The 25,273-nt window shown below is 32.6% G+C and carries 17 protein-coding genes; 9 read left to right on the forward strand and 8 right to left on the reverse strand.

Translation table 11 applies throughout. From position 1 onward, the window contains the following. Positions 1–525 precede the first annotated feature (525 nt). A complete protein-coding gene (locus QZZ53_RS09130) occupies positions 526–1,326 on the reverse strand; it encodes a hypothetical protein (RefSeq protein WP_296383818.1) in 801 nt (266 codons plus the stop codon). Between the two features lie 551 nt (positions 1,327–1,877). Here QZZ53_RS09130 and QZZ53_RS09135 point away from each other — a divergent pair. Next, positions 1,878–2,405: a hypothetical protein gene (locus tag QZZ53_RS09135; RefSeq protein WP_296383820.1), complete on the forward strand. Its 528-nt coding sequence runs from the start codon at positions 1,878–1,880 to the stop codon at positions 2,403–2,405. Positions 2,406–2,485: 80 nt separating this feature from the next. Here the strand turns inward: QZZ53_RS09135 and QZZ53_RS09140 are convergent, their stop codons facing one another. The 5 genes from QZZ53_RS09140 to QZZ53_RS09160 form a co-directional block, all read right to left on the reverse strand. Then, the gene (locus QZZ53_RS09140) at positions 2,486–5,212 is read right to left on the reverse strand and encodes a M12 family metallo-peptidase (protein ID WP_296383822.1); all 2,727 of its coding nucleotides are present in this window, start codon (positions 5,210–5,212) and stop codon (positions 2,486–2,488) included. A gap of 94 nt (positions 5,213–5,306) precedes the next feature. Next, entirely contained in the window at positions 5,307–6,038 is a 732-nt protein-coding gene (locus QZZ53_RS09145; RefSeq protein WP_296383824.1) for a hypothetical protein, read from the reverse strand. 152 nt (positions 6,039–6,190) lie between these two features. Next, positions 6,191–9,463 (reverse strand): S41 family peptidase, encoded by a 3,273-nt coding sequence (locus QZZ53_RS09150; protein ID WP_296383825.1) that lies wholly within the window; start codon positions 9,461–9,463, stop codon positions 6,191–6,193. Between the two features lie 241 nt (positions 9,464–9,704). Next, complete coding sequence (gene ggt / locus QZZ53_RS09155) at positions 9,705–11,411, reverse strand: gamma-glutamyltransferase (protein ID WP_296383826.1); 1,707 nt, start codon at positions 11,409–11,411, stop codon at positions 9,705–9,707. Further along, positions 11,408–12,010, reverse strand: a complete 603-nt coding sequence (locus QZZ53_RS09160; protein ID WP_296383828.1) for an ACP phosphodiesterase — start codon at positions 12,008–12,010, stop codon at positions 11,408–11,410. The genes ggt and QZZ53_RS09160 overlap by 4 nt, the downstream gene beginning before the upstream one ends. A gap of 44 nt (positions 12,011–12,054) precedes the next feature. Here QZZ53_RS09160 and QZZ53_RS09165 point away from each other — a divergent pair, with 44 nt between their 5' ends. The 3 genes from QZZ53_RS09165 to QZZ53_RS09175 all read left to right on the forward strand — a co-directional run bounded on the left by QZZ53_RS09165 (position 12,055) and on the right by QZZ53_RS09175 (position 16,288). Then, a complete protein-coding gene (locus tag QZZ53_RS09165; RefSeq protein WP_296383831.1) occupies positions 12,055–13,125 on the forward strand; it encodes an acyltransferase in 1,071 nt (356 codons plus the stop codon). Positions 13,126–13,241: 116 nt separating this feature from the next. Further along, complete coding sequence (gene glmM / locus QZZ53_RS09170; protein WP_296383833.1) at positions 13,242–14,630, forward strand: phosphoglucosamine mutase; 1,389 nt, start codon at positions 13,242–13,244, stop codon at positions 14,628–14,630. A 155-nt stretch (positions 14,631–14,785) separates the two neighbouring features. Then, positions 14,786–16,288, forward strand: a complete 1,503-nt coding sequence (locus tag QZZ53_RS09175; RefSeq protein WP_296383836.1) for an aminotransferase class V-fold PLP-dependent enzyme — start codon at positions 14,786–14,788, stop codon at positions 16,286–16,288. A gap of 13 nt (positions 16,289–16,301) precedes the next feature. Here QZZ53_RS09175 and QZZ53_RS09180 read toward each other — a convergent pair whose 3' ends face one another. Further along, positions 16,302–17,192 carry a lysophospholipid acyltransferase family protein gene (locus tag QZZ53_RS09180; protein WP_296383837.1) on the reverse strand — a complete coding sequence of 297 codons (891 nt, stop codon included), beginning with the start codon at positions 17,190–17,192 and terminating at the stop codon, positions 16,302–16,304. 61 nt (positions 17,193–17,253) lie between these two features. Between QZZ53_RS09180 and QZZ53_RS09185 the strand changes: the two genes are divergently transcribed. Both QZZ53_RS09185 and QZZ53_RS09190 read left to right on the forward strand, forming a co-directional pair. Beyond that, positions 17,254–17,907, forward strand: a complete 654-nt coding sequence (locus QZZ53_RS09185; RefSeq protein WP_296383839.1) for a rhomboid family intramembrane serine protease — start codon at positions 17,254–17,256, stop codon at positions 17,905–17,907. A 167-nt stretch (positions 17,908–18,074) separates the two neighbouring features. Beyond that, complete coding sequence (locus tag QZZ53_RS09190; RefSeq protein ID WP_296383842.1) at positions 18,075–19,883, forward strand: hypothetical protein; 1,809 nt, start codon at positions 18,075–18,077, stop codon at positions 19,881–19,883. A 125-nt stretch (positions 19,884–20,008) separates the two neighbouring features. On the opposite strand, the gene QZZ53_RS09195 is transcribed toward QZZ53_RS09190, so the two are convergent. After that, a complete protein-coding gene (locus QZZ53_RS09195) occupies positions 20,009–21,163 on the reverse strand; it encodes a TlpA disulfide reductase family protein (protein ID WP_296383844.1) in 1,155 nt (384 codons plus the stop codon). A 142-nt stretch (positions 21,164–21,305) separates the two neighbouring features. Here QZZ53_RS09195 and mnmE point away from each other — a divergent pair, with 142 nt between their 5' ends. From mnmE to QZZ53_RS09210, 3 genes are all read left to right on the forward strand, one after another. Continuing rightward, complete coding sequence (mnmE, locus tag QZZ53_RS09200; RefSeq protein WP_296383865.1) at positions 21,306–22,697, forward strand: tRNA uridine-5-carboxymethylaminomethyl(34) synthesis GTPase MnmE; 1,392 nt, start codon at positions 21,306–21,308, stop codon at positions 22,695–22,697. A gap of 94 nt (positions 22,698–22,791) precedes the next feature. Next, positions 22,792–23,952, forward strand: coding sequence for a helix-turn-helix domain-containing protein (locus tag QZZ53_RS09205; RefSeq protein WP_296383846.1), 1,161 nt, complete (start codon positions 22,792–22,794; stop codon positions 23,950–23,952). 121 nt (positions 23,953–24,073) lie between these two features. After that, complete coding sequence (locus tag QZZ53_RS09210) at positions 24,074–25,264, forward strand: acyltransferase family protein (RefSeq protein ID WP_296383848.1); 1,191 nt, start codon at positions 24,074–24,076, stop codon at positions 25,262–25,264. Positions 25,265–25,273 lie beyond the last annotated feature (9 nt).

Consider the following 25,273-nt stretch of genomic DNA (forward strand, 5'->3'; position numbering starts at 1 on the left):
ATTTAGGATTTTAATTATGGTTTTAAGAGCACCAGAAAGTGCACTTAAAAATGCCTTCGATAGTAAAGGGCTTTTTGGTTCGTTTTTGGCCCAACAAAAATGAACATACAAAAAAAAGAAACAAAAAAATCCCTCTCAGCATTACACCAAGAAGGATTCTTAATAAAGAAAAAAATAATCAACTGCTTTGCTGCTCTTCACGTAATAATGATAAATAGTAGTAAAAGAAAACCACTCTTTAGAATTACAAAACCCTATCGTACTTGCAATTCCGACATAGTCGGAAACTGCTATCGGCAGTATATATAATTAAAAACCGTAAAAAATAGCGGAAGCCTTGGACGCTATTTAGGATTTTAATTATGGTTTTAAGAGCACCAGAAAGTGCACTTAAAAATACCTTCGATAGTAAAGGGCTTTTTGGTTCGTTTTTGGCCCAACAAAAATGAACATACAAAAAAAAACAAAAAAATCCCTCTCAGCATTACACCAAGAAGGATTTTTAACAAAGAAAAAAGTAAACACCTATTTCCCAGCAGCAATTTTCATGCTATGGCCTTGGGCAAGCTCATACAACTCTCCATTAACCATCTGATAAAACACAATCGCTGTACCAGCAAATAAGGCTGTAGTAACAGGTACAGGAGCATAACTCGACAAATCAATATCAAGACTCGTTGCACTACTTACCATACCACCAAGGGCAATAGCAGCACTATACTCTACAACACCAACAGCATTAGGCTGTTCTTTTACAGGCTCATAAGATTTTAAAGCAGCATCCCACTCAAAGTTACTAACATAACCTACTGCTAAAGCCAGTTTAAAATGTGTAGCACCTTCTGGAGCACGTACATAGGTATCGGTATTAAAATCAGCGAGGTCCCAAGTTACTTTATCCTTAGCATCTGTAATCTCTGGTCCAATTGCAGGAGCATTAAATTGACTATCAAAAGGTTTAGAGACATCAAAATTAAAACCTAAAAGCGGTTCAATATTATCAACCAAATTAATTGTTCGCTGTCCTCTAAGTCCAGTACCATTTGGTAATATAGAACGCATCTTACCAGTCATTCGTGAAGCCAAATAAGTATCTCCGACTAAGCGCGAAATACCAGCAAAACTTTCTCTAAAAGCTTTACCACATTTAGCAGCTCCACCAAACTCCTGATTGTTTTCACGAGTACGCTTATAAGCTGGGTCATTCAGAATTCGGTTTCTACTTACACGGCTTTTGGTTTTTACAAAATTCTCACCGTTTTTTCTAAAAAAGGTTAACCCATCAAGAGTCCCTTCTAATCTAATAAATGAATTATTCTTCGCCATAATATTTCGATTTGGGATATACAGCACTAATGGCATAATAAAAATGCAGCATATCTAGTTAAACATAGCCTTGTTTTAAGGCCTCTTTTAAGGTAAGGAAGGGGATAAGGCAGTTGTCATAAAATCCGGTATTTTATAAATAACAAACGATCACTTTGTTAAACAACTGAAAATCAAACATATAAAATTATTTTTAATTCACAACACATTCATATTGAGTACTTTGTAATAAAAAGAAAGAATTAAAGAGAATTATTCAAATTTTGGTAGTTAAAATGAGATCTTATCGAAAGATTCTTAGTACCACATGAATACAAATTATAAATATCATAAAAATGCGGTATGGCACATTAAAGGGAACATTTATAAAGAGCTCCTCCATGTATGCGCCATGTATGCGCCATGTATACACCGTGTATAATTCAGGTAAGCCTTAAGTCATAATAAAATAAATATCTAGTTGGTTTTATTGCAGTATAATCTTAATTTTAGTCCTTTAAAACAGTGTAGAACAGATTCCCATTCTCACGGGAATACAATTATAAATTTTTATGAAATTACTAGGAATAAGCTCAAGAATCAACCACGCAGAATACGGAAAAGGTGTCATCACTAATGTGACCTCAAAACACTATTGGGTAACCTTTATAGACAACGGGTTAGAAACTATTGATTTAGATTCTGAGTTCGAAGTTATTGAAGCAGCCGATGACGATGTAGATACAGTAAGTTTTTACGATGTAGAACGTAGCTTAAAATCTATTTTAAAGAAATGGTCTGATATTTCTGAGGTGATTGCCATTGCCGATAAATGGAAAGGCGGTAAACTGATTATGGAGCCTGGAGATACAAATCTGCAAAGCAAAGAATTACCGATTGATACGTTTTTTCATAAAATCACTATGGTACGTGATCGCTTGCGAGTGATGGAACAAAAAATTAATTCGAGTAAGAATTTAGACGAGCAAGAGAAAATTGACTTGCAACAATATATTACACGAAGCTATGGTAGCTTAACTAGTTTTAATGTGTTGTTTAAATTAAAAAGCCAGCAATTTATTGGCCAATCTTCAAAGTAGCTATTAGAATAATTGTTTAATAATAAAAAACTCCGAAGTGATATACTTCGGAGTTTTTGTTTGTATAAGTATTTGATGCCTTATTCAATAATAAGTTTTCTAGTTATAGATTTATCTGCGTCGTTAACTTTTAGTAAATACATACCAGAACTTACATTTTTCAAAGAAATGTTTTCTTCAAATTGAGATGTTGGATTGTATAGTTTAGCATATATTAATTTACCAGACATGTCATAAACATTTACATCTATATCTTTCCCAGAGTTAGAATTAAACTTTAAAGTAAAATCACCTTTGTTTGGATTAGGGAAAAGCGTGAATTCATTTAATTCAAATTCATCTGTACCTAAAACGACTGTTGTCGATGTTGTACAAAGATCTATGGACCACTCATTCACAATACCTGTATCTCCCGTATAGAAATCTACAAATACCATGTTCCATACTCCTGAAGGGTTATTTCCGCTAAAACCAGTCATTGGATTTGCTGGTGCATAGGTTCCCATGGTTGGATTTGCACATGCAATTGCTGGCTCACCATCTTTTAATGTTACATCTATGTTGCCATATTGCGCATCGTTACATGTTCTTGCCCATATATTTGAGAAACCACCACCATTAGGTGCTTGTAATTGCATAATTAAATCTCCAATATAAGAATGTGTTACATCTACATTTATGCTAATATCAGTAATAGCAGTTGCTTCTGTAACAGTTACAGGAATAAATACTGGTGTACCTTGTCCAGGTGCTCCAGCACCATCAGGAATTGCAGTGGTAAGTGCTCCGGTTGTATAGTTGTTGCAAGTAGTAGTCGTAGTCACAGTAGCTCCAATAGAGAATGATTTAGAAATTGCAAAGAAAATATTCCCAGCAGCTTCAATTTTTATTCTACAATAAGGTTCTTGTACAGCCGGAAATGTTATTGACTGAGTACCATCATTAGGAGTGTTACTTGCTAAAGTTGTGCTAAAGGTTTGTCCTCCATCTATAGATAATAAAATATTTACATTAGCTGCGTTGATACCATTTCCTGTTGTTCCGGCAACATCCCAAGTAATTGTATTTGTGCTTCCTTGAGCATAACTGAAATTTGTTGTATTTGGTGCTGTTACAATAAAAGGTCCTGTATTGGCAACATTAACTCTCATGTCATCTCTATTAGTTTGTCCGCCATTTGGAGACCCATTATCTCTAACAGTTAAAGCAAAATCCATATTTCTTGCTACGTTAGGAATCACTTCCCAATCGGGTGTTAAATTATCGTTTAAAATGTCACTTAATTGTGGGAATGTACGATCACCTGTACTCATAGGTGAATATGATCTAAATTGAGGATCTGTAGTACTTGTTGTAGAAGGAAGATTTGTTGTCGTTCCTGGATCAACTTGCTCCCAACAATATGATAATGTAGTTCCATTAGCATCATTAGCTGTACCAGATAATGTGAATGCAGTGCCATAAGGAATTGTATAATTAGGTCCAGCATTTACTGTAGGTGCTGTATTTCCGTTTGGTGTATTAACAGAACACGTTGGCTCACCTGGAGGTGTAATTCTAGTCCACATTTCGTCAATACTAATAGCATGAAAATGATCGTCACTATTTCCTTGTACATCGTCAGAACCACAAATACCAGCATATCCCATAATCGTAGTTCCACTTCCTGGCTCTACAGCAGTAGGTCCATTTCTGTTTCCACCACCACAAGATCCTTGTTCTCCATTAAATGTATGGTTGGCACCGAATTGATGACCCATTTCGTGTGCTACAAAATCTACATCGTATGGATCTTGTACCGGATTTGGAGATCCGGTTACACCTTGTGCTTTTGCATTACTATAACAAATACCACCACGAGCAGCTACACCACCACCACCAGTAGTAAATACATGACCGATATCGTAATTTGCTGTTCCTATGTTTGCGTCAACAATTGCTTGGTTTTGAGTTAATAATGCACCAGCATTATTATCAGTATATCCATCATTTTCAGCCAAGAAAATAATACTCATGTTATTCACTAATGTCATTGTTAATGATAAGTCTCTTTCAAAAATACCATTAACTCTAGCCATTGTTACATTCATTGCAGCTAAAACTGTCGCTCTTTTAACAGCATCAGTAGCAGCAGCTTGTCCAGCAGCATTAATGTGATAGTTAGCATATTCTTGTGTACAAGCCAATGCTAAACGGAATGTTCTTAATAGTCCATCATTTGCATTTCTAAATGCTAAGTTTTCATTTGTTTCATTTGGTCTGTTTATCAACGCCGTATTTTCTGTTACTAAACAACCCATTCTATCTATATCTGAGGTTAAATCTTGTTTAGCATATAAGACATAAGAGGTAAGATCTTTAGTAAAAGGATCTATATAGGAAGTCTTACCGATAGCATGAATAATAGCATGAAACCCAAATACAGTAGTTGTAAAACGTATTATAGTACCTGAGTTGTCTTTACTAATACCAACATAAGATTGAATTTCTGGATGCTCAGCTGCAAAACTAGGTTCCATAATTGAAGCATTATAGATTTCATAGTTGTCCATTTCGCCTTTTTCATTTGGAAATTGAACAAAAGTACTTGAAGGCAGTCCCGATTCTCTAGTCGGAGCATTTTGTAATGTGTTTTTTAAATCCTCAACATCTAAGTTGTATATGGTATACTCAGATGGTGTAGAGCTTCTCTCCAATAATTGATCTGTCTGATATTTTACATCAGATGTCTTTTTCCAAAAGGAATCTCCTTGAGAAAAACCAAAGATTGGTAGTATTAAAATTAAAATAAAGTAGAAGTTTTTCATATTTTTTTGTTTGTTAAAAATTGCTAGTCGTAAATTTAAGATATTTAAACTAGAATTAAAATGTAAATTAAAGTATTGTTGATTAACAGGTGTTTTAAAGTTTAATAGCTTTAATATTACTCAATTCTAATCCAAAAAACAGTAATTTATGAAATGTTGGAAACTGTGCACCACTTTCTGTAATTGTCCATTTCTCCCAAGTAGCTTCTAAACCATCTATAGGTATTATATCTACCCACATTTGATAACTTTTTGGTTTTCCAGAATCATCAAAATGCCATAAATAAGAATCTCCTGGTGTTGTTCCGCCAGATATATATGTCACTAACAGAGCATCAGTTTTATCTTCTGTTTTTACTAATCTTCGTTCTACATCCTCATCAAAAACCTTATATGGTGCAACTAACCAAAAGGAGTCGTTATTAAAGTAGGCCTCTGCTTTATGTATATAATCATGTTTTTCAACTCCATTATATTCTTGTTCCGCGACAAATACATTAGAGTTATCGTGATTTTCTAAATCTAAAATAACGATAAAATTATCCCAATAGACTTCGCAAGTATTTTCAGATTTATACCATTTGTAATGATGACGACCTTTAAAGGTCCATTCTAAATAGTCTGTATTTAAATATGCAGTCTCGTTTAATGCTTCTAACATTTGCGAGGCTAGTAAATCAGCTTCTGGTCCTTGTTTTCCTTCTGGTAAACCTTCATTGTATTTTAAGTACATAAAGCCAAAGAGTAGGAGTGAAGGTAAAGTGAAGAATATGATGATACCTCCAATGATTTTTAGTATGCGTTTTGTTTTTGATTTTTTTGCCAAAATGAAATCGTGTTTATTAAATAGTTCTCGATACATAATTGCTAAAAAAAGCAATTTCACTCGAACTGACGTCGTCATATATTAATTAATGCGTCACTTCGAGTGATTCTGAAGTAAGAAGAATTGTATTGAGAAGACTTCTAAATACAAGTTTAATTATCTGATTTGTAACCAGCAGGTCTTTTCCAGCGCACTGGTGCTTTAGGTTCTGGTTGTAATTCAAATTCATTACCTTTTAATAATCTCATAGCTTCTTGTATAGCACGCTCTAATTGAGGATCTAAACCTTTAGATGTTAATCTTGGTTCTTGAATCACTTCAATATCTGGTGCGATACCTTCACCTTCAACAGCCCATTCGCCATTAACATCATAAAAACCACCACGAGGTGCAACCATTCGTCCGCCATCAATAAAACGTGGAGTATCCCAAGTACCAACTAATCCTCCCCAAGTTTTAGTTCCGATTAATGGCCCCATATTTTTCATTTTAAACATATAGGGCAATAAGTCTCCACCAGAACCAGCACGTTCATTGATAAGCATTACTTTTGGTCCCCAAATTCCTGCGATAGGAGTTGTCCATGGTCTGTTATCACCTGCTTTACTATTAAAATAGCCAAACAATTCACGAGACATAATATCTATCATATAATCTGCTGCGGAACCACCACCATTATTACGTTCGTCTATGACCGCTCCTTTTTTGTCTTGTTGCGAGAAATAGTAGCGGTTAAACGAAGTGAAACCTCCACCACCTGTGTTTGGGACATAAACATAGGCTAGTTTTCCATTAGATAGTTCATCTACTTTTCTACGATTACCTTCTACCCAATCAATAGTTCTTAAACCACGTTCGCTGCCAACAGGTTTTACTAAAACGGTTCTCGCACCAGTCATTGATGGCTTTGAATTTATCGTAATGTTAATTTCGCGTCCGGAGGTTTGTTCTAATAAACTATAAGGGTTTACATCTGCTGAAAGTTTCTTTCCGTTAATGGCTAATATATAATCGCCTTCATTAACCTTAATTCCTGGTTGTGCCAATGGTGCTTTTAAATTAGGATTCCATCGTTCTCCATTAAAGATTTTAGAAATTCTGAAGTTTCCATTAACTAATTCAATATCACATCCTAATAGTCCAACAGGAACTCTGTCAACATTTGGAAAATCACCACCAGAAACATAAGAATGTCCAACAGCAACTTCGCCGCTCATAATATCCACTACATAATTTAAATCTGTTCTATGTCTCACATGGTCAATCCAAGGCGCATACCATTTGTATACATCATCCCAAGGTGCACCATGCACATTATCTACATATAAGAAGTCGCGCATATATCTCCAGCCTTCTTTAAAAATTTGATGTGCTTCTGCTTTTGGATCGAGTTTTATTTTGAGATTCGTTTTTAAATTATCTTTTCCAGGTTTTGGAGCTGCAGCAGCACTGGTTAATACCCATTTTCTATTTTGAAAGAGTAAGATTGATTTTCTGTCTTTAGAAGCTACCATTTGGTTGACACCATCTGCAAAATCTGTTGCTTTTTCTTTTTCAACATCATACGAATGCACTTTTAATCCATTAGCATTAGGAATGGCTTCAGCAATGAAGACTTTGTTTTTTGGTCCTTTTAACAAGGCTACATAATTTCTTGCAGGTAAATCTAAGGCAACAGCACGATCGAAAATACCGTTCTCATCTATCGTTACTGTAACTCCATCTGATGATTTTTTATCATCTTTCTTGTCATCTTCCTTTTTGTCAGTTTTATCTTCAACTTCTTTTTTCTTTACTTCTTCCATATCATTCTTTGGAAGATTTGGTGCTTCATCAGTTGAATTTAAGACAACAACATATAGACTCCGTGTTAAATTTGCAGCAGGATCATAATTACTCATGTCTAACCAACCAGATTGTAAGCCATAATTTGTACTGGCCAAAGTGTATAAATACTTACCTGAAACATCCCAGACAGGTGTAATAGCATCTGCTATAGGATCTGTAAGTTGAATCGTTTTCTTTGAATCAACGTTATACGCAAAGATGGATTTAAAATGACTGTCTTGTTGTTTTGGAAAAGCAATCCATTTACTGTCTGGTGACCAAACCGGATTCATAGTACGATTTGGATGTGCGTAACGGTCGGTTGCTACCTTTCTCGTTTTTTTAGTTTCTAAATTAAGAATCCAGACATTATAATGTGTGTCTGAATATGCAATATGTTTTCCATCTGGAGACCAATCTGGCTGAAAGTAGAAGGTAGGATTAGGTAATTTAATAGCTTCTGCGTTTTGACCATCTTGATCAGCCAGCATTAACTGATATTCACCACCTTTATCAGAAAACCAAGCAATTTTATCACCTTTAGGTGACCAAATAGGATTACGATCTGCAACATCTGGTGAGTTGGTAATATTCATCCAAGTTCCATTTTCTTTAGGTACTGTAAAGATTTCACCGCGATGCTCAAAAATAGCACGTTTGCCTTTTGGTGATACATTCGGATTAGATAAGTTAACAGCAGATACATTATCCCATTTTGCTCTGTAGAAATTTAAATCTGCTTTAACGTCAATGTTTAATTGTTTGGTATCACTAGAACTTGGATTATACACATGAAGATAACTTCCTTGTTCATACACAATTTTGTCTTTACTAGCATCTAAACTTTTGACATCAAACTTTTTATGAAACGTGATTTGTTTTTCTTCTTTTGTATTAGGATTGAATGACCAAATGTTCATTGTATAGTCGCGCTCTGACATAAAGTAAACACTGCCATTTAACCACACAGGATCTAGATGACGTTCGTTAGTTGGTTGTGATGTTCTTACTAATTTTTTTGTTTTCATATCAACAACCCAAATAGGCATGGCTTGTCCACCTCTATAATTTCTCCATTCTGCATCCCAACCTGTGATTGGAGTATATGCGATATGCTTTCCGTCTGAAGAGATTTCACCATAAGCAGCTCTTGAAAGATCTAATGCTTCTGGAAGCCCACCTTTAGTAGAAATCGTAAAAAATTTATTAGTCATCGTTGGTTGTGATTCTCTACCAGAACGAAATAAAACGTTACCATCAGGAGTCCAGCCTTGTACAAAATCACCACTAGGATGATAAGTTAGTCGTTTTGGTTCTCCACCTTCAGAAGGCATAACGAATACATCTACATTACCATCGTATTGTGCTGTAAAAGCAATCATCGAACCATCATTAGAAAAATGAGGACTAGATTCATAACCATCATCGCTAGTTAGTCTTATAGCAGTTCCTCCATTAATTGACGCTTTCCATAAATCATTGGCATAAACAAATACTACATCATTGCCATGTAATGTTGGTTGTCTTAATAGTTGTGTGCCTTGAGAAAAGCTGACTAATGAATAGCAGAAAGCTATTGCAACAATAAATTGTTTCATTTTTTAGTTGGTTTTAAGAAGTAAATAAGTATAATAGATTTGGTGACTATAAATATACAATTTAGAGCATGTGTAAATTGTAAAACAATGTTAAAAACTCATTGAATTGTTATTGCGAAGCACGAAGTAATTTATTTGTTATAAGTATTATTTCTAAAAATCGTTGCTTCCGACTCTGTAGGAATTTCAAGTACATGGCTAGTTTTAGGATTTCATCAAATCAGTTGTTCAAAAAGTATACTTAAAATCCAACTGCAGTATCGTCTCCACGTTTGTCTGCTCCACCTTCAAGAGTACCATCCTCTAACATTAAAATACCATCTACAATTCCGATTATAGGAGAACGCGATTCATTAATGGTGTAGCCTAAAGCTTCAAGTTGGTTTTTAAGGTTTTTGTCAAAAGAATTTGGTTCCATTCTTATTTCATCTGGTAACCATTGATTATGAAAACGTGGTGCATTAACGGCTTCTTGCATAGTTAATTCGAACTCGTGAACATTTAATATGGTTTGTAAAACAGAAGTGATTATTGTAGAACCACCTGGTGTACCAACAGACATATAAAATTTCCCATTCTTTTCTACAATAGTTGGTGTCATTGAGCTTAGCATACGTTTTTCAGGCGCAATACTATTTGCTTCAGCGCCAATTAAACCGTAATAATTTGGTTCACCTGGTTTACTACTAAAGTCATCCATTTCATTGTTTAAAAAGAAGCCTAGTTCTTCAACATAAAGCTTTGAGCCATAACCTCCATTTAGAGTTGTGGTCACAGCAATGGCATTACCAAATGGATCTACAATAGAGTAGTGGGTAGTTTCATCGCTTTCGTAACTAACAATTTTACCATGAGAAATGTCTTCAACAGAAGTTGCATTTTGGTATGTAAAACCTTGCATTCTTTCTGTTAAATATATATCACTGATTAATGTTTCTACAGGAATAACCACAAAATCTGGATCACCTAAATAAAAGCTTCGATCTGCATAAGCTCGTTTTTCCGCTTCGACTACAACTTGAATTGTTTTTAATGAATTATGTCCAAATCCTTTTAAGTCGAATGGCTCTATCATTGTCATAATTTGATTGAGACATATTCCGCCCGAAGAAGGTGGAGACATTGATGTTATGGTTAAATCATCATATTGAAATGAGATTGGATCTCTCCACTTAGCTTCGTATTTTGCTAAATCTTCAAGCGTAATAATACTTCCTCTAGATTGCAGATATGTTACTAATTTTTTAGCGGTTTCACCTTTGTAAAATTCATCTCGTCCATTATTAGAAATACGCTTAAGCGTTTCAGCTAAGGATGTATTTATAATAGTGTTTCCGGCTTTTAAGTTCTTGTTATAAAGTATTTCTTTTCCGTTAACAGCTTTAAATATGCTATCATATTCAGCAATTCTCACTTCTTGTTTTTTTGTGATATTGTATCCTTTTTCTGCTAACTCAATTACTGGTTTTAAGATAGCGGCAATATCGAGTTTCCCAAATCGTTTTTGAGCTTTAAAGACACCTGCAATAGTTCCTGGAATACCAACTGCCATGGGTCCAACTGTACTTTTATCTTTTATAATATTGCCATTTTTATCTAAATACATATCCTTCGAGGACGCTAAAGGTGCTTTTTCTCTATAATCTAATGCTCCTTTACTACCATCTGCTAATCTATAGACTAAAAAACCACCTCCACCAAGGTTACCAGCATAAGGGTAAGCTACAGCCAAAGCCATTTCGGTTGCCATCATTGCATCAAAAGCATTTCCTCCTTGTTTAAGGATTTCTACACCAATGTTTGAGGCTTCTACTCTTGCGCTTACAACCATTGCTTTTTCAGTAATAACTCCTCTATTTATAGATACTGAGGTAGATGTTGTAGTCTCGTTTTTGCAACTTGTAAAACTTATTAGTATTGCAATAAAAAGGGTGAGAAAGCGATTCATAAATTAAATTGTTTTTCTATTTTTATTCTCTTTTTTGAACTGAATTCTATAAGTTCATCAAAAAATTCGGTAAAATCTTTTTCAAAGGCTTTGTAATGTTCTTTAAGTTCTTTTGTAGCTTCATTCATTTTAGATAGACCTTTAGTTCTCCTATTCATGCCATTCATAACCAATTGAATACCATCAATGGTTTCATAGCTTAAGAGCCAATTGCCTTCAATCATAATTGGAGTCATCTTTTTAAAATGAGGAGGGAGAATATCTATATGATTGATTAAATTTTCATAAAAATCATCGATATAATCTGCAAGTGTTATATCTGAATATTGCTTCCAATTCTTTGCTAAAAAATGATCATAAAAAATATCTACAATAACTCCGCTATAGTGCCCATAATTTTTGTGAAGTCGTTTTGTGCTTCGTCTAAATATGGAATGTGCATCTGTGTAAGTGTCTATTTCCCTGTGTAATATAATGCCAGCTTGAATTTCTTCTGGATAATTTTTATAACGATTTCCGCGTATTCCATCAGCAATAAAATTGCCAATCGTCAGGTGTTTCTTACCTCCTGACAAATAAATGTGGGCTAAATAGTTCATTTGTTAAAAATATCTAATTTTGGTGCGCTATAGCAATTTTAATTATGAAAATTTTACCGAATCTAGATGTACTACGTTTTGTTCTGGCCTCATTGGTTTTAATACAACACGTCGCTCTTTTATCTAAAGCTTTAGGACTTCCATCTTATTCAGGTTTGCCAGTTTTTCATAAAGGTACTGAGGCTGTGTATATGTTTTTTACTTTGAGTGGTTTTCTAATTATTAGATTGATTTATTTAGAAAAGGAAAAAGGGCATTTTTCTATTAAGAAATTTTATATGAGGCGGATCTTAAGAATATTTCCGCTGTATTATCTTATTGTTATTTTTGGTTTTGTATTTAACCATTTAATACTGCCTCAAACTGGTTTTGCTACGGATTACAACTATGAATTAGATAATGCTATTTTGCTGACTACTTTTTTTCTTCCTAATGTATATGCTAAATTATATGAGATTGGTGCCATACATCAGGTGATATGGTCAATAGGGATTGAGGAACAATTTTATATTATGATTGCTCCTTTTTCGTATTTTATTAAAAAACATTGGTTACTTAATGCTTTGATAGCTTTTACTGTTGTTTATATGATTTTATTTCATTTTAGTGGAATAGAACTTTTTGAGAAATTTAGAATGTTGTATTTCTTCTTGTTCTTTGGTGGTGTAATTTCTGTATTAGATGAAAAGAAAAAGCTAGAGTTTTTAAAGACAAGTAAATTTATCCCATTAGTAATTATGTCTCTTACAGTCTTATATTATACAACTGGTATTTTTAATTTCGATAATTTATTTTTAACAAACTTATCGGCAATGTTGATATTAGGTCTTTTTATTCATAGTATAAGTTGTAATAATTTTGGAATTACCATAAGAAATAAGGCCGTGAATTATTTAGGAAAAGTTTCATACGGAATTTATATGTATCATATTTCTGTCATTTATGTTGTTTTATTTATATTTCTGAAAGTTGATTTCTTAAGAGAATTAAATGACGTGGTTGTTATTCTTTTAATAAATTTATTTGTGATGCTATTAACTGTGTTTGTTTCACATTTATCGTATAAATATTTCGAAATGAAATTTCTTTCACTTAAGAACAAGTTTCGAGATTGATTTAACATAACCTTTTATAATAAATGAGTGAAATTGGTGATTTTTATACTGATTTCACTCGTTCATATTAACATAAATAATATTAACTATTTATATTTGCTGAAAATCAAAAATATATGACATTAATAAAATCTATTTCAGGAATTCGAGGCACTATTGGAGGATCAGTTGAAGAAAACTTAACACCAATAGATGCTGTGAAATTTGCTGCAGCGTATGGTACTTGGTTAAAGCAACAACGTAACAAAGAAAACTATAGAGTTGTAGTTGGTAGAGATGCTCGTATTTCTGGTGAAATGATTCAGAATTTGGTAATGAATACTTTAGTAGGTTTAGGTATTAACGTTATTGATGTTGGTTTATCTACAACACCAACGGTAGAGATTGCAGTGCCTTTAGAGCATGCTGATGGTGGTATTATACTAACAGCAAGTCATAACCCAAAACAATGGAATGCTTTAAAACTACTAAATGCTAAAGGTGAATTTTTGAATGGAGCAGAGGGTCAGAAGATTTTAGAAATTGCAGAATCTAATAGTATGAATTTTGCTGAGGTAGATGATTTAGGTAAGATTACAAAAAACGAAGCATATATAGATATACATATTGATGAAGTCTTAGAGTTGCCATTAGTAAATAAGAAAGCTATTGAAGCTGCTAATTTTAAGGTTGTTGTTGATGGAGTTAATTCTACAGGTGGAATCGCTATTCCTCTTTTATTAGAACGTTTAGGTGTACATCCTGTAAAATTATATTGTGATCCTACAGGTCATTTTCCGCATAATCCAGAGCCACTTAAAGAACATTTAGGTGATTTAGCTGAAGCTGTTGTAAAAGAGCGTGCAGATTTTGGTATAGTTGTAGATCCAGATGTGGATCGTTTAGCATTTATGGATGAAACAGGTGAAATGTTTGGGGAAGAGTATACACTTGTTGCTTGTGCTGATTATGTATTGAGCAAGAATCCAGGTAACACAGTAAGTAATATGAGTTCTACTAGAGCTTTAAGAGATGTTACTGAAAAGCATGGAGGAACCTATGAAGCAAGTGCTGTTGGCGAAGTGAATGTTGTAGAGCTGATGAAGAAGAATAATGTTGTTATTGGTGGTGAAGGAAATGGAGGGATTATTTATCCAGATTCTCATTATGGTCGTGATGCTTTAGTTGGTGTAGCTCTGTTTTTAAGTTTGTTGGCAGAAAAGAAAATGAAGGTAAGTGAGCTTAGAGCTTCTTATCCTAATTACTATATGAGTAAGAAGAAAATTCAGTTAACGCCAGAATTAGATGTTGATGGTATCTTAAGTACAATGGAATCTAATTATAGTCACGAAAAATTGACAACTATAGATGGTGTTAAGATTGATTTTTCTGATAGTTGGGTGCATTTACGAAAAAGTAATACTGAGCCAATCATTAGAATTTATACAGAAGCACCATCACAAAATGCCGCAGATACTTTAGCTGATCGTTTTATTGCAGAAATAAAAGCTATTGCTAATATTTAGTATCTTTGAATAAGCTATAAGCATAGAGAACTGTCACATTGAGCGCAGTAATAATGTAATAAAATTAATGGTCCTTTTCGTTTCTCGACTACGCTCGAAATGACAGATTAGGTTGTTTATGGATAGTATAATTAATATTTTGAATTATTATAACTATGATTTCTGATACGATAAAAGCTGAAATTACTGATTTAGAATCCTATTTTAATCAGTTCAGAAAGCATATTATAGGTCAAAACCAAACCTTTATATCTCCTTATGGCGAGCAAAAAATCATTTATACAGATTGGACAGCTTCTGGTCGTTTATACAGACCAATAGAAGAAAAAATATGTAATGATTTTGGTCCTTTTGTAGCCAATACACACACAGAAACAACAGTGTCTGGTACAGCGATGACAAAAGCATATCACAAAGCGAAACAGATTATTAAAGATCATGTGAATTGCAATGAAGATGATGTTTTAATCGTTTCTGGTAATGGAATGACAGGAGTGGTTAATAAATTTCAACGTATACTGGGTTTAAAGATTCCTGAAAACTTAAAAGATTACACGACTATTCCCGAAGAAATGCGTCCTGTTGTTTTTGTATCACATATGGAGCATCACTCTAATCAAACATCTTGGTTAGAAACTATGGCTAAGGTAGAGATTGTTCCACCAGATGAAGATGGATTATTTAGTTTAGATAATTTAGAAGAGTTACTTATTCAATATAAAGATTGTACTATTAAGATTGCTTCCATTAGTGGAGGCTCTAATGTTACAGGAATTCAAACACCTCATCATAATATTGCTAAAATGATGCACAAGCATGGAGGAGTTTGTTTTGTAGATTTTGCATGTTCTGCTCCTTATGTAGCTATTGATATGCATCCTGAAGATAAAGATGCCCAACTTGATGCTGTTTTCTTTTCACCACATAAATTCTTAGGAGGCCCAGGGACTTCTGGTGTTTTAGTTTTTAATAAGAAACTTTATAAAAATATGATACCTGATTGTCCAGGTGGTGGAACTGTGAGTTGGACTAATCCTTGGGGAGAACATAAGTACATTGATAATATTGAAGATAGAGAGGATGGAGGTACACCAGGATTTCTTCAAACTATAAAGACAGCGCTTTCTGTTAAGTTGAAAGAACAAATGGGAATTGATAATATGCTTAAGCGCGAGCATGAATTGGTCGATATTATTTTTAAGACATTAGATCCAATTTCTAATATTAATATTCTTGCAGGTCAGCATAAAGATCGTTTAGGAGTGATTTCATTTTATATAGATGATTTGCATTTTAATTTAGGAGTTAAATTATTGAATGATAGATTCGGAATACAAACACGAGGTGGTTGCAGTTGTGCAGGTACTTATGGTCATTTTTTGCTCCATGTAGATCAGAAAATGTCACATGAATTGACAAACGAAATTTCAATCGGAGATTTGATTCGTAAACCAGGTTGGATTAGAATGTCTATACATCCTACCACTACAAATGCCGAAATAGAATTTGTTTGTAATAGTATCATAGATTTAGCTAAGCACCATGAAACTTGGGCTAATGATTATGAATACTCAAAATGTAATAATGAGTTTATTCATAAGTCGTTGGTTGACAAACCTTGTAATGCAACAAATGTTGATGCTTGGTTTGATTTTTAATTAAACTTAAGATTTATTGAAATTCTGCAGGAACCTTATCTCTATGTTTCCAGCGTTTATGTGTCCATAGATAATATTGTGGAGCTTCTATAATTTGCTCTTCCACAAGCTTGAAGAATAAATCTGTGATTTCATAATCCTTGTAATCTTTTGGGTTTTCAGTAATAGTTTTAAAAGAGCACTCGTAATAACCCCGTTTTAAACGTTTTACGCTAAAAAAGACTACTGCCATATCAAGTCTTTTTGCCAACATTTCGGCACCTGTATACATTGGTACTTTAATGCCCATAAACTCACTCCAATGAAATGCTTTATTTGCTTTAGGTGATTGGTCGGATGCAAATCCATTGATAGTTAACTCACCTTTCTTTTTAGATTTATTGAGTATTTTAAGTGTTTCTTTTGTAGTAATAAGATGAGAATTATATTTAGCTCTTATACCTTTTACTAATTTATCAAAATGTTTATTTGATAAACGTTTATAAACGGCATAGCCTTTAAGCTTTATATATTTTTGTAGAATAAAAATCCATTCCCAGCTTCCGTAATGAGCACACATTAAAATGATACTTCTTTGTTTATCAGCCAGATTATTGATGAGTTCTACATTGGTAAATGTAAAGCGTTTCTTCATTTCTGCTTCAGAGATTGTAAGTGATTTAATGGCTTCAACAATCATGTCACATAGATGATGGTAAAATTGACGGGTTATTATGGATATCTCTTTTTCTGATTTATCAGGAAAAACCAACCTTAAATTCTCCTTTACAGTAGCTTTTCTATAACCAAATATTTTATATGTAAAAAAACAAAGAGCATCAGAAAGTCCATAGAGCAATCTAAATGGCAAAATAGAAACAAACCAAAGTATGGGATAGATTATGATGTAAGCAATAAGTTGCATTAAAGTATGTTAGCAATTAAGTACAAATATATATTATATTTGATTTATAAGATTAGAGTTTATGTACAATTTAGGTTTAGTTACCATAGCTATTATTGCTGCTAACGTTATCATGTCTTTTAAAGGGTTTGAAGATCGTATATTTTTTGAAAAATATAAATTCAATGTAGGTGGTGTAAGACGTGGTGAACAGATTAGAATGTTTAGTTCTGGCTTTTTGCATGTAGATACACAGCATTTATTATTCAATATGCTGACACTTTATTTTTTCGCAGATGCAGTAATTATTGAGTTGGGTCAGTTTAATTTTATAATCATTTATGTAGCGAGTTTAATTTTTGGAAATTTACTATCACTCTATTTTCACAAAGAAGAATATTGGTATAGTGCTGTAGGTGCTAGTGGTGCTGTAACTGGAATTCTCTATGCTGCTATTCTCTTAAGACCAGATATGAGTTTATATATGTTTTTTATTCCTATACCAATACCAGGTTATGTGTTTGGTATTGGGTATTTATTATATTCTATATATGGCATGAAAAACAGAATAGGCAACATTGGTCACGATGCACATTTTGGAGGAGCTATTGGAGGTTATGCAGTGACACTTATTCTTATGCCAAGTTTATTTAAAACAGATTTAGGTCATATTGGTTTATTAGCTATACCAATTATCATCCTATTTGTATTATATAAAACTGGAAAATTGAAATAAAAATCCAATTCCTTTAGAGGATGGTTTAATAAAAAATGACATTTTAAATATGAAGTAATTCTCATAACTAGTTAAATAAAAGTCAAAAAGCCATGATATTTATCAGGTTATTGAAAAATAGGTAAAGTGATATTTGTGGCTTATTTAGTTTTCAATAAAATTAAGAGATGGCTTTACAAAAATCACTTCACACATTTCATATTCCAGTAATGGGATTAGCCTATACTATAGATAGCCCAATTCGGGTGGCTCAATATGGAATTTCGTCTGTTATATCTATTATAGATGATGAGCTTTTAGAAAAAATGAATGCATTTTATAGTGAAAAATTTAATTTACCATATAAAGAAATAACAAAAAAAGCACAAGATTACCGTGCTGAGCGTATTACTTCCTATTTAAATTTGGTAGATACAATTGTTAAAGATAAATTTTCGAAATTTAAAGTTGAGTTATCCGAAAGTAAACTCGCATTAGAAAATTTCATATCCACGTTACCAAACAAGTCTAGCATTAAAGATGGGCTTTCTAATTTGTTAGATGAAGGTTTTACACTTAAAGAGAGTATTAAAAGTTATTTAGAAACACATTTAAAAGCTGGAGATATCGATGTAAATATCATGACCAAAGTTGATAAAGATAACTTTGTTAAAGGTGAACAATTGCCTGTTGAATTTAATGATGCACATGCTTCTCTTCGTGGATTTGCAAATAGTAACTTATGTTCTTCAGTGGTGCTTTCGGCTGGTATGAACCCAAGATTATATAGTTATTTTGAAAAATTCAATGATTTCTTTCCAAATAATCAAGGTCTATTAAAAAAGAAAATTATTCTTAAAGTTAGTGATTATCGTTCTGCGACCATTCAAGGAAAATATTTAGCAAAGAAGGGACTATGGGTTTCTGAATATAGAATTGAATCGGGTTTAAATTGTGGAGGACATGCTTTTGCAACTGATGGTTTTTTACTAGGCCCAATTTTAGAAGAGTTTAAAAATAAAAAAGAAGAATTAATAAAAGACACTCATACTGTTTTTGTGAAAGGATTAAATCAAAAAGGGCTAGTTATCCCAGAAAAGCCATTAGATTTAAAATTTACAGTTCAAGGTGGAGTTGGTACAGCAAATGAACACGAGTTTTTACTTGATAATTATCAAGTTGATTCTGTAGGTTGGGGAACTCCATTTTTATTGGTGCCAGAAGCTACATCTGTAGATATCCAAACAAGGGGTTTATTAGCAAATGCCAAAGAGAAAGATTTATATTTAAGTGGTATTTCACCTTTAGGAGTACCTTTTAACACTATAAAAGGAACCACAAATGAGTTCTATAAACAAAAGCGCATTGACAATGATAAAGCAGGCAGCTCTTGCCCTAAAAAATATTTGGCTTTAAATAAAGAATTTGGTCCCGAAGGTATTTGTACAGCTTCAAAAAAGCTTCAAGATGTGAAATTGCAAGAGTTGGAAGCTAAAAAACATGAAGTGTCTTCACTCATATATGAAAATGCTAAAGCAAAAATAACGGAGAAGGCATGCCTTTGTGTCGGTTTGGCAAATGCTTCTTATTTAGAAAATGATATTAGAATAAAAGGCCAGGAGCAAGGTGTTGTAATTTGCCCAGGACCAAATATGGCTTATTTCGATAAGGAAGTATCACTTTCAAAAATGATGCAGCATATTAATGGAAACACATCTGTACTTTCTCATATTAATCGTCCAAATATGTTTATTAAAGAATTGAAAATGTATGTGGATTATTTAAAAAATGAAATAGCTACTATTTCAGAAGAAGTAACAGCCAAGCAAATAAAAAAATGGGAAGCTTTTAAAAGTAATCTTTTTGATGGTGTTTCCTATTATCAAGATTTATTTTTAACGTCTATATCTTCTGAAAATATTAGTATTCAAAAAGAGCTTCATCTATATAAAGAAGAACTTATAGCTGTTACTATCCCAAAATTAGAAATGGCCTAATTATAAGTTTTATTTTTAATAAAAGATTTAAATTAAAAAGCCTTTACAATTCTGTAAAGGCTTTAGTTTTGTATAAGCAAGGAAGTTGAGTTTATATAAATGACTATTAACTCGATATTTTTTTGTTATTTACTTAAAAGCTCTTTCACTTTTAATTCTAAAGCTTTTCCTCTTAAATTAGTAGCTACAATTTTGCCTTCACTATCTAAAATGTAAGTTGCTGGTATCGCTGTGATATTGTAAAGCTTTGCTATTGGGTCATTAAAGTATTTTAAATTAGAAACATGGTTCCAAGTTAGTTTATCTTTTTCTATAGCATCTAACCATGCTTTTTTTGGATTTTGTTGTCTGCTTTGACCATCTAAAGACACGCCAATAATTTCTAAACCTTTATCGTGATACTTTTCATAAACTCTAACAACATTTGGGTTTTCTCTACGACAAGGACCACACCAGGCCGCCCAGAAATCTATAATTGTTACTTTACCTTTTAGTTCGTTTAGGCTTACTATTTTGCCATTTGGTGTAGGCGCTTTGAAATCAGGCGCTAAATTACCAACTTCTAGATGTGCCGTTCTTAAATAGATTTGGTTAAGATCATTAATTTTTAAACCGAGCTTATTACCCATTGGATAGTTTTTTAATTTTTTATCTAAATTTTCAAAAGTCTCCTTGCATATTTTAATATTGTTAGTGCCTTTGTCTACTTCTTGTTCAAGGATTATTAAGCTTAAATAATCAGTGTTATTTCTTTTAATATAATTAATAGGGAACAGAGTAAGTTCTTCTTTACTCTTTTGAAGCACATCAGTTAGTGAATCCTTATACTGCTTATTGGTGGAATTTTGTGATTTCCTGTATTCTGGAATAATAGCTTTAACTTCTTTTTGAAATTCGAAAAATTCTGCTTCATAATCTTGAAATGCTTTATGTATTGCAGAGCCAGTTATAGAAGAAGTTGAAATATTATCTTTATTTATATTAATATCTATATCATTATTTTCGATAAGTATTGACAATCTGCCAGCAACACTATTCACTGTTAAAAATCTAAGTTCTGGATACTCTAAAGCGCCTTGAAAAGAAAATTTCTCATTCATAACGATGGCTGTATCTATGATTCTTTCTCTTGCTGTTTTAAAATCTAAGGTTTTTAGATAAACCCTTACGCCATTATAAACACCTTCAGCTTTTCCATTTATCACATAGTCGGTTCTGTTGTCTTCTTTACAGCCAACTAATAATAATCCAATGATAGCGATGGTAAGTATTCTTTTCATGATTTTCAATTTTTATAACCATACAAATATAAAAACAATGCTGCAAAGAATAGAGTTGAACTTATAAATTAAATATTAAAATAGTCTGTATTGAGTTTAAAAGAATTATATATTTTACAATACTTTTGCATCAAAGCACGGAATTATGCATAACGATACTATTGTAGCTTTGGCAACACCATCTGGAAGTGGAGCAATTGCGGTTATAAGATTGTCTGGTAAGGATGCTATATCAATTGCAGATAATCATTTTAAATCTGTAAAAAAGCAAAAATCTCTTAACGACCAGAAAACGCATACCATTCATTTAGGTCATATTATAGAGGATGAAAGAACGATTGATGAAGTTTTAGTGTCTATATTTAAGAACCCTAATTCATACACTGGCGAAAATGTGGTAGAGATATCGTGTCATGGCTCATCTTATATTCAGCAAGAAATAATTCAATTGTTTTTGCGAAGTGGTTGCAGGATGGCAACTGCTGGTGAATTTACCTTGCGTGCATTTTTAAATAGTAAATTAGATTTAAGTCAGGCAGAAGCTGTTGCTGATTTAATTTCTAGTGATAATGAAGCATCTCATCAAATTGCTATGCAGCAAATGCGTGGCGGTTTTTCTTCTGAAATTGCCAAGCTTAGAGAGGAGCTATTAAATTTTGCTTCTTTGATTGAGTTAGAACTTGATTTCGCAGAAGAAGATGTAGAGTTTGCAGATAGAACACAGTTTAAACAATTGATAGAGCGCATCAATTTTGTACTGAAACGTTTAATAGATTCTTTTGCTGTTGGTAATGTGATTAAAAACGGAATTCCTGTTGCTATTGTTGGTGAACCTAATGTTGGAAAATCCACATTGCTAAATGCATTGTTAAATGAAGACAGAGCCATCGTTTCTGAAATTGCAGGAACCACAAGAGATACTATAGAAGATGAGATTTCTATTGGAGGTATTGGTTTTAGATTCATAGATACAGCAGGAATTAGAGAAACTGAGGATGTTGTTGAAAGTATTGGGATTAAAAAAAAAAAAAAAAAAATTGAGCAATCTCAAGTGGTTATTTATTTGTTTGATGCTCAAATGAATATTGATAATTTAGAAGACGTAAGAATTGAAATTGAAAAAATTAGAAACAAACATCCACAAAAGCCATTAATGGTTATTGCTAATAAAATAGATAGGCTAGACGATATTCAACTTTCTAAAATAAACACAACTATTGCTGATGTATTATTGTTGTCGGCTAAAACTGGTTTTGGTGTAGAAGAATTAACGAATTCACTTCTCAATTTAATAAATACAGGAGCACTAAGAAATAATGAAACTATTATAACGAACTCTCGTCATTACGATGCTTTATTGAAAGCCTTTGAAGAAATACAAAAAGTGCAGCATGGTTTAGAAACAGGTTTGTCTGGTGATTTACTAGCTATAGATATACGCCAAGCACTCTACCATTTTGGTGAAATTACTGGCGAGATTACTAATGATGATTTGCTAGGTAATATTTTCGCTAATTTCTGTATTGGAAAGTAAAACTAATCTATATTAGTATTAAATCATTAGATATTCTTTGTACAAGAATATATATTGGCCGCATCACAAAGGAATAAAGTCTTATTTTTGAAATATGCAAGAAATACCTTTACAACTAGATTTTGTTGCTCTAATAATGGCATTGGGATTATTTCTCGGCTTTTTTGTGTCCTACTTTCTGATTAAAAAGTCTTGGAATTCTAATTTACCAAACTTTTTTATGGGTTTGCTTATTTTGGGATTGTCTCTATCGATGTTGGAAGGTTGGTTAAACTATACTAACTTAATATTTAAAGTATTATGGGCAACTAATTTTTCTGAACCTCTAAATTTTATAATAGCACCACTAATTTATTTATTTGTTATATCTCAATTTAAAAATTTTAAAAAAGAAAGACAATGGCTGCATTTTGTGCCTTTTATTTTTTGGTTAGGCTATTGTGCATTCTTTTTTATGCAGCCAGACGCTGTAAAGTACAATTCGAATATAGGTGCGATGCAGATGGATATTCCTTATATTAGAGTAGACTATTTTATTTCACACGATCCAATGGGCATTAGATCTTATGTAAACCATATTACAGGTTTATCTTTCGTTATTTACAATGTACTAACTCTAAAAATACTTTTTGAAAAATCGCGTTCTATAGGCCAAAAATTATGGAACACAACTAATAAAACCTTAATAGCAATACGCAATGCACAGTATCATTTTTTAATAATGATTGCCATCTTTGTTGCAGTAAAGTTATTGTTTGGTAATAGCGATGCTGGTGACTATTTTTTATATTTATACTTATCGTTCATGTTATTGATGACACTTGTTCAGATAATGAATAGTTCAAGCTATTTTAATGAAGTGTCCAATTTTTTGGAAGGGCCAGTCTTAAAGTATAAAAAATCTTCACTATTAAATAAGGATAAATTACTCATATTAGATGCAATTAAAAATGAGATGCACAATGAAAAATTTTTCATTCAAAGCACCGCATCTTTAACACGATTGTCAAAAACTATTAACCATAGTTCTCACCATGTTTCGCAAGTTATAAATGAGAAACTAGGTCAATCTTTCTTTGAAATGTTAGCGTCCTACAGAGTGGAGGAAGCAAAAGAAATATTAAGGACCGATTTAGGTAAAAAACTTACTATTGAAGACATTGCTGAACGTGTTGGATACAACTCAAAATCGGCGTTTAATACTGCTTTTAAGAAATTTACAGATCAAACACCTTCCGCTTACAGAGATTCGTAACTTGCTAATAATCAGTAAATTTTTGTACTTGCTTATAAACTCGGACACCTAGCTTATAGGCTAATTCTATAAAATATTCTCTCTGTTTCTACTTTTGAATCAAATCAAAAAACGAACAGTTATGAACTCACAAGTCGAAACAAAAAAACAACGACAATATTTTGTAGATTGGTTAAGAATAGGACTTATAATAAGTGTTTTCTTTTTTCACGTTGGGATGATTTTTAAATCAGAACAATGGCATGTAAATAGTAAAGAATCTTTTGAGTTTTTAGATCCAATTATGTGGTGGTTACACCTTTGGAGAATGCCACTTTTATTTTTGGTTTCTGGAGTTGGTACGTATTATGCCATTGGTCATAGAACGAGCTTGCAGTATCTAAAAGAACGCTTTACAAGGTTATATATACCTTTTACCGTTGGGTTTTTCACGTTAGTACCATTGATGGTATATGTTGAACGTATTGATAATTATAATTCATTTTTGGATTTTATACCTCATATGTTTGATGGTGGACCATATCCTGTAGGTAACATTTCGTGGCATCACCTTTGGTTTATTTTATATCTGTTTATCATTTCATTATTGATAACACCATTTTTAAATTACACAAAAAGTGGGCATTATAATATGGTAAGAGGTAGATTAATTGTTCTTATGACTAAATGTATGAGTCTAAATTGGTTATTGCCAGTAATTATTGGATCGCAACTAATTTTAAGACAATATTTCCCTAAAAGCACACATGCACTTTATAATGATTGGGCTTATTTCATGTATTATCTAATTTTCTTTATAAGTGGATTCATGTTGTTTACGAGTCCAAAAATAATTCAGGCACTTACCAGAGATAGACGATTGTATTTACTTCAAACGGTTATACTTACTTTTATTTTATTTTCATTGCCAACTATCTTTGGTCAATCTGCTATCGTACAAGATTATGCTCGAGGTATCACAGAAATGATTATTTCATTATCCTGTGGATTAACAGCAATAGGCTATTTTAAGAGATATTTTACTAAAGATCATAAGTATCGTAAAGTAATGAATGAAGCTATTTACCCTTTCTATTTGTTACATCAACCAGCTCTTATTTTTGTTGGATATTTTGTACTGCAATGGAATGTTTCTTATGGGCTTCAAGCTTTGCTAATTATTATACTTTCTTTAGTATCAATCTTAATTACATATTGGTGCATTATTAGAAAATCTAACATTCTCAGAATTTCTTTTGGGATGAAAAAGAAATCAAAAAAGCAGGCAATTGAGTCTATTGCATTGAAAAATAAATTAGCTTTAGATAAATAGGATCATAAC

The organism is Winogradskyella sp. (assembly GCF_016744625.1).
Taxonomy (GTDB): domain Bacteria; phylum Bacteroidota; class Bacteroidia; order Flavobacteriales; family Flavobacteriaceae; genus Winogradskyella.